A 6000-nucleotide genomic window follows, 5' to 3' on the forward strand; every position below is an offset into this window, starting at 1 on the left:
CGGCTTAAAGAAATCCTCAGGCGTTGTTCGGCGGCTGTCGCGGTCGTCGAGGCAGGATGGGAATGTGTGTCCACCATGATGAGGACCGCTGCGGTGGCCACTCCAACCGTACCCACGCGGAAGGCAATGATCGCGACAGGGCTCACCAGCGCGGCTCCATCATTTGTCCATCTGGGATTCCTCTTCCCGCGGGTTCGAAAAACTTCTCTCTTCTCTTCTGCGCCAGGTCCTTGTCGGTCTGGTTTGCCTGCAGCCAGGTGCCCATCATCGTCATTTGCTGGGAAAGTAGACCGCGCAGCTTCTGCATCTGGGCGACCTGCTGCGCCGCGATCTGGTGGCCGACCTGCAGGGCCCTCATCTGCCCATCCGCGCTTTGGGACATCGAGCGGAGTGAGGCCATGGTGGATTCTTCGGTCTCGAACTGGTCCGCCGTCAGGCTTGCGGCGTTCAAACTGCCCGCGATCGTGTCACGGTTGGTGTCGGACCAAGACTGATAGGTCGAGGAGAAGCTCGTCCCGTCCGACAGACTGGTCTTGAGATCCGCATAGCTCGGGAAGCGCTGTTTGAGGATATCGTCGGCGTTGCCCATGGAAAACGCGATCCCCTGCCCTTGCGAGACGACACTCTGCAGGCGCTTGAGGTCGCTCTCGACTTCGCCCCAGATGTGGTTGGGCAGCTGCGCTGTATTCTGCAGCATGTTTTGGTAGATTTTCAGCTGGTTCTGGATCTGCTCGGCGAGCTGGCTGATCTGGGTAAGCTGGTTTTCGACCTGGACGCCGGAGCTTTCGAGCAACTTGATCAGCTCGGCATTGTTGGCAAGTTGTGTCCATTCCGTTGCAGCGCCCGTCGCGCTGCCGGCGTTTGCAGGATCAGGCAGAACGAGCGCCCTTGACAGGGCTGCGACCATCAGAAGCCTATGCGTCTTTGAGAAGCGATGCAGCATCCTTGATCCCTCTTTTGTGGAGCCAGTGCAGCGGCCATTCAGGGCCATGTTCTTCATGAAGCGCACGGATGTGCTTCAAGTCGTCCTTACTCGAGGCGCCCACGAACGACAGCGTCAGCGGGCCAAGAGCCATGTCGAACAGGCGGCGCCCTTCGGGTGACGCGACGTAATATTCCCGTTTCGGTATGGCGGTCGCGACGATCTCGATCTGCCGTCGGTTAAAGCCGATCCGCTCATAGAAATCGCGGGTCCCGGTCTCGCGGGCTGCCCCATTCGGCAGGCAGATTTTCGTTGGGCAGCTCTCTTTCAGGACGTCGATGATGCCAGAGCGTTCGGCATCCGAGATCGACTGGGTGGCAAGCAACACCGCGCAATTGGCTTTGCGCAGCACCTTGAGCCATTCCCGGATTTTGTCGCGGAACACGGGATGACCGAGCATCAGCCAGGCCTCGTCGAGGACGATGAGGCTTGGCGCGCCGGTGAGGCGTTTTTCGATGCGGCGGAAGAGATAGGTGAGCACCGGCACGAGATTGCGCTCGCCCATGTTCATGACCTGCTCGATTTCAAACGTCTGAAATAGCCCCAGTGCGAGGCCGTCGGTCTCGGCATCGAGCAACTGGCCCATCGGGCCGTCGACGGTGTAGTGATGGAGAGCATCCTTGATCTCGCGCATCTGAACGCCACTGACGAAATCCGAGATCGACCGACCCGGAGCCCCGTCCATCAGGCCGATTTGGCGGGAGATGGCGTTGCGGTGATCGGGCGTGATCGAGATGCCCTGCATCGCCACCAAGCTTTCGATCCACTCGGACGCCCAGGCACGATCGCCGTCCGACGACAGTTCGGACAGCGGGCAAAAGGAGAGCCCGGTGTCTTCGTCGCCGCCGATCTCGTAGTGATCGCCGCCGCAAGCAAGTGTCAGCGGCAGCATCGAACGGCCTTTGTCGAAGGCGAAGATCTGGGCGTTCTCGTAGCGGCGGAACTGTGCAGCGATCAGCGCAAGGAGCGTCGACTTTCCTGAGCCGGTGGGACCGAACACCAGGGTATGGCCGACGTCATCGACATGAAGGTTGAGCCGAAAGGGCGTCGAGCCGGTCGCGACCTGCATCAGCGGTGGTGAATCGGGTGGGTAAAACGGGCAAGGTGCCTGCGGATTTCCGGACCAGACGGAGTTGAGCGGGATGAGATCGGAGAGATTGCGCGTGTTGATCAGCGGCTCGCGAATGTTGCAATACCAGTTTCCAGGCAGGCTCCCCAAATAGGCGTCGGTCGCATTCAGCGTCTCGATTCGTGCGCCAAAGCCCTCGGCCTGGATGAGACGCCGGATCGCTTCCGTCTTTTCGTTAAGTCGTTCCGCATCGTTGTCGAACAGCACGACGACCGGCGTGTAATATCCATAAGCGACGAGCTGTGACGATGCTTGTGCGATTGCATCCTCGGTCTCGGCGACCATCGATATTGCGTCCTGGTCGACCGAACGGCTTTGCGTCTGGAAAAGTTGGTCGAAGAAAGGTCGAACCTTCTGCAGCCACTTCTTGCGGGTCCGCTCAAGGCGTACTCTCGCCTCCTCGGCGTCGAGGAAAATGAAGCGCGACGACCATCGATAGCCAAGCGGCATCGCATCCAGGCTGTTCAGGATGCCCGGCCAGCTTTCGGATGGAAGGCCGTCGATTGCCACCACGCCGAGAAAACGGTCCTCCACCTTGGGAGCAAGACCGTGCTGAAGCTCGGCGGTCACGATCCAGTCGATATACATTGGGATATCGGGAAGTCGGACAGGGTGGTTCTCGCCCGTCACGCAAAAGCGGACGAATTGTAGCAGTTCGTCATAGCGAGCAACGCACGCGCCGCCGCGCTCGGCGGTCTCCCGGGTCAGCATTCGCCTGATGGAAATGATATTGGCGAGATACTGTTCGACTTCCCGGATCGCATTGCGGAAGATGAAGAGCACGGTGTCGGCATAGGATTGCTTTCGACTGTCTTCGTCGGAATAGATGTACTTGCTGAGCCTCGATCGACGCTGCTCGGTCGGCCGATAGGTGGCGATGATGGCATGACGGCTTTCGAAATGCCCCTGCTCGCGCTCGAAGTGGGCTCGTCGTTCCTCGTCGATCGCCTGCGTCACCCGATCGGGGAAATGCGATTTCCCAGCCGAGGCGTAGTCGACCGTTGCGAGTCGCACCGCCTCCACCTGGATCATCCAACCGGACCCGAGACGTGACAATATGGCGTTGATCTGGCGCGACACCTCGTTCCGTTCGAAATCGGTGGAGCTTTCGGAATCAGGCCCGGCAAAATACCAGCCGGCCATCAGTGAGCCATCCTTGAGCAGGATGATCCCGTTATCGACAAGCCCTGCGTAGGGGACGAGATCGGCGAAGGACGGCGCCGTGTGCCGGAAAGCGCGAAGGGATACCATCTTTGCCCCTCAGTAACGTCGCCAGGGGGAGGACGTGGCCCTGTAGGAGGGTCTGTAGGCCATGTGGCGGATATACACGCGTCGCATCAGCGGATCGGCCTTTGCCATCATTCTCAACGCTGCGACGATGACGGTCCACAGCGCCGCACCGAACAGCGCGGAATAGATCGTCAGGACGACAAAGATCAGGATGATCGCCGCAAGTCCCGTGATCAGAACCAGTTCCCGGTCCGCACCCATCAGGAGGTTGGGGCGCGAAAGCGCGCGATGTATGGGATTGCGCTGCAAGGTGGTCGCCTCAACCGCCATTACCTGCCCTCCCCTCTTCGCCATCGCGGGCCTTCAGCTTGTGATCGGCAATGCCGATAGAGGCGCCGGTCGCGCCAAAAAGGGCGACGATCTGGGTCGCGCCAAGCAGAATGCCGGCAACGAGCACCACGTACATGAGCCGGCGTGCGAAGTCGTTGAGTTCTCCGCCGAAGATCAACATGCCGCCTGCGATTGCGACAGCAGCAAGCGCGATAAACCCGGCAACCGGACCGGTGATCGATTCTTGGATTTGTTGAAGAGGATCTTCCCAGGGCAGGCCGCCGCCCGAACTTGCCCAAGCCGGGTCGGCAAGGATGAAGGCCAATACAAGCGCGATGGCGGCGAGGTCTATCGAGCGTTCAAGCCGCATGCTGCAGGTCTCCACGAGTCTCGAGCTGATATTCGCCGCCTATAAATCCATGAACGCGCAGGATGTCGCTGACGCGGCGGCCTTTTGGGGTTCGATCGATCGAGATGATCAGGTCGACTGCCTCGCCTATGACTGCTTGTACCGGTTGCCTGCTCACCTCGGCGGTCAGTTGCTCCAGCCGTCGAAGCGCCGATTGCGCGGTATTTGAATGGATGGTCGCCACGCCCCCGGGATGGCCCGTGTTCCAGGCCTTGAGCAGAGTGAGCGCTGCGCCGTCGCGAACCTCGCCGACGATGATCCTGTCCGGCCGCAATCTCATCGTGCTCTTCAGGAGTTGCGCCATGTCGACACGATCGCTTGTGCGCAATGCGACCGCGTTGCTGGCGGCGCATTGGATCTCGACCGTGTCCTCCAGAATGACCAATCGGTCGTTCGGAGCCTGCTCGGCGATCGCTGCGACGACAGCATTGGTCAGGGTCGTCTTGCCGGACCCTGTCCCCCCGCAGATGACCATGTTCCACCGCTTATCTATCGCCTGGCGGATCATGAGGGCCTGACCGGCCGTCATGGCGCTGCTTGTCAGATAGTCTTCGAGCCGGATGCGCTGCGACGCCCGCCGGCGGATCGAAAAACACGGCGCGGGGACGATCGGGGGCAGCAGGCCCTCGAAACGATGGCCGCCAAGGGGCAGTTCACCGGAGACGATCGGCTTTCGGTCGCCCACCTCGGTATTCAACACGTGTGCAACGCAGCCGATGGCGACCTCGGCGGCGCGCTTGTCCATTTGGCCGGTATGGACGATCCCGCGTCCCAGACGCTCCACGAACAGATTTCCGTCGGGGTTCAGCATGATTTCGACGACGCTCGGGTCGTTGAGGGCAAGGCAAAGTTCCTCGCCAAGGGCGTCTTCGAGTTTGCGGATAAGGCGCGGCAGCGCCAGGTTGGGTATCGACATCGCGGCTGCCTGCTTATGCCGCATGCTGGCGCCGCGCACCGAATGCGGAGCGGTAGGCGTGCGGTCGGACCCGTTCGAAGTTCTCCCACTTGACCGGCAGGATGCCGGCCACGCTCAGCGTCTCGTTGATCATGATCGGCTGACCAAGGCGCTGCATCGGCCAGCCGGCGCGCCGCAAGATTCGCTCGAAGCGAACATCGGTGGCTGTTGCGATTTCGCGGTAACCGTGATGGAGGCACCATTCGAGGATGCCTGCGAACATGCCGAACGTGACGTCGCTCAGGCCCCCTTCCCTGGCCCCACGGGAACCCGCGGTATCGACGCAAAAACGAGAGCTTTCGATCATGGCCGGATCGGCGTCGAGCCGTCCTGCCGAAAGAAGCTGCGGGAAGACCTGCTGCAGCATGGTAGGACCGATGGCCGGCAGCAGCCGTGCGCAGCCGATCACCACATCGCCATCCGATAGGGCAAGAATATAGGTCGGCCCGAATTCGTCGAATTGATCGCGCTCCCGCCCGTTGGACCTGGACACGTTCCAGGCGAGACGGTCGGCGAAAACACGCGACCGCAGCCGGTACATTTGATCGAGAAGTGCTGCGTCCTTGCGCGATTTTGTCGTCTTGAGTGCTATCAGCTTCATCATCCCACTCCGCAATTAGGCTGGTCTGCGGATGCTGGTTTGCGGAAAGCGGCGGGTTGGTTCCAGTCGCAAATCTGCGAGTCGCGCATCGGTCAGGGCCGATGGTGACGCCGGGTTGGGCGCCGGGACGGTCGGCCCATATTGGGCCGCACCCGCAAAACTGCGGGTACAGAGACGGGCGCTGGAGGCCGCGGGATCGTCTTAAGCATATGAAAAATATGGTGAAGGCCAGCAACAGGTTGCCGGCAGCGGGTCATTCGTTAAGTTTTCGTTAACCAAAGAACATTTGACGACTCAGGCGAGAACTGCAACCCTTGCGACGGAAAATGCGCGATGATCGGTGAAAAACCGTCGCGAGGTGAAA

Annotated in this window: 6 protein-coding genes; all 6 read right to left on the reverse strand. The window is 60.7% G+C overall.

All coding sequences use genetic code 11. From position 1 onward, the window contains the following. Positions 1-142: 142 nt before the first annotated feature. Genes trbJ through traI form a run of 6 tightly spaced genes read right to left on the reverse strand, consistent with a single transcriptional unit; the run spans position 143 to position 5636 of the window. On the reverse strand, positions 143-943 hold the full coding sequence (trbJ, locus tag AC245Y_RS34945; RefSeq protein ID WP_017997451.1) for a P-type conjugative transfer protein TrbJ: 801 nt from the start codon (positions 941-943) through the stop codon (positions 143-145). Then, positions 915-3362, reverse strand: coding sequence for a conjugal transfer protein TrbE (locus tag AC245Y_RS34950; protein ID WP_017997450.1), 2448 nt, complete (start codon positions 3360-3362; stop codon positions 915-917). The genes trbJ and AC245Y_RS34950 overlap by 29 nt, the downstream gene beginning before the upstream one ends. A 9-nt stretch (positions 3363-3371) precedes the next feature. After that, on the reverse strand, positions 3372-3671 hold the full coding sequence (locus AC245Y_RS34955) for a conjugal transfer protein TrbD (RefSeq protein WP_012760240.1): 300 nt from the start codon (positions 3669-3671) through the stop codon (positions 3372-3374). Next, entirely contained in the window at positions 3661-4041 is a 381-nt protein-coding gene (locus AC245Y_RS34960; RefSeq protein WP_012760239.1) for a TrbC/VirB2 family protein, read from the reverse strand. The genes AC245Y_RS34955 and AC245Y_RS34960 overlap by 11 nt, the downstream gene beginning before the upstream one ends. Further along, complete coding sequence (trbB, locus tag AC245Y_RS34965) at positions 4031-4996, reverse strand: P-type conjugative transfer ATPase TrbB (RefSeq protein ID WP_012760238.1); 966 nt, start codon at positions 4994-4996, stop codon at positions 4031-4033. The genes AC245Y_RS34960 and trbB overlap by 11 nt, the downstream gene beginning before the upstream one ends. Before the next feature lie 13 nt (positions 4997-5009). Beyond that, complete coding sequence (traI, locus tag AC245Y_RS34970) at positions 5010-5636, reverse strand: acyl-homoserine-lactone synthase (protein WP_020487172.1); 627 nt, start codon at positions 5634-5636, stop codon at positions 5010-5012. Positions 5637-6000 lie beyond the last annotated feature (364 nt).

The organism is Rhizobium sp. SRDI943 (genome assembly GCF_057653695.1).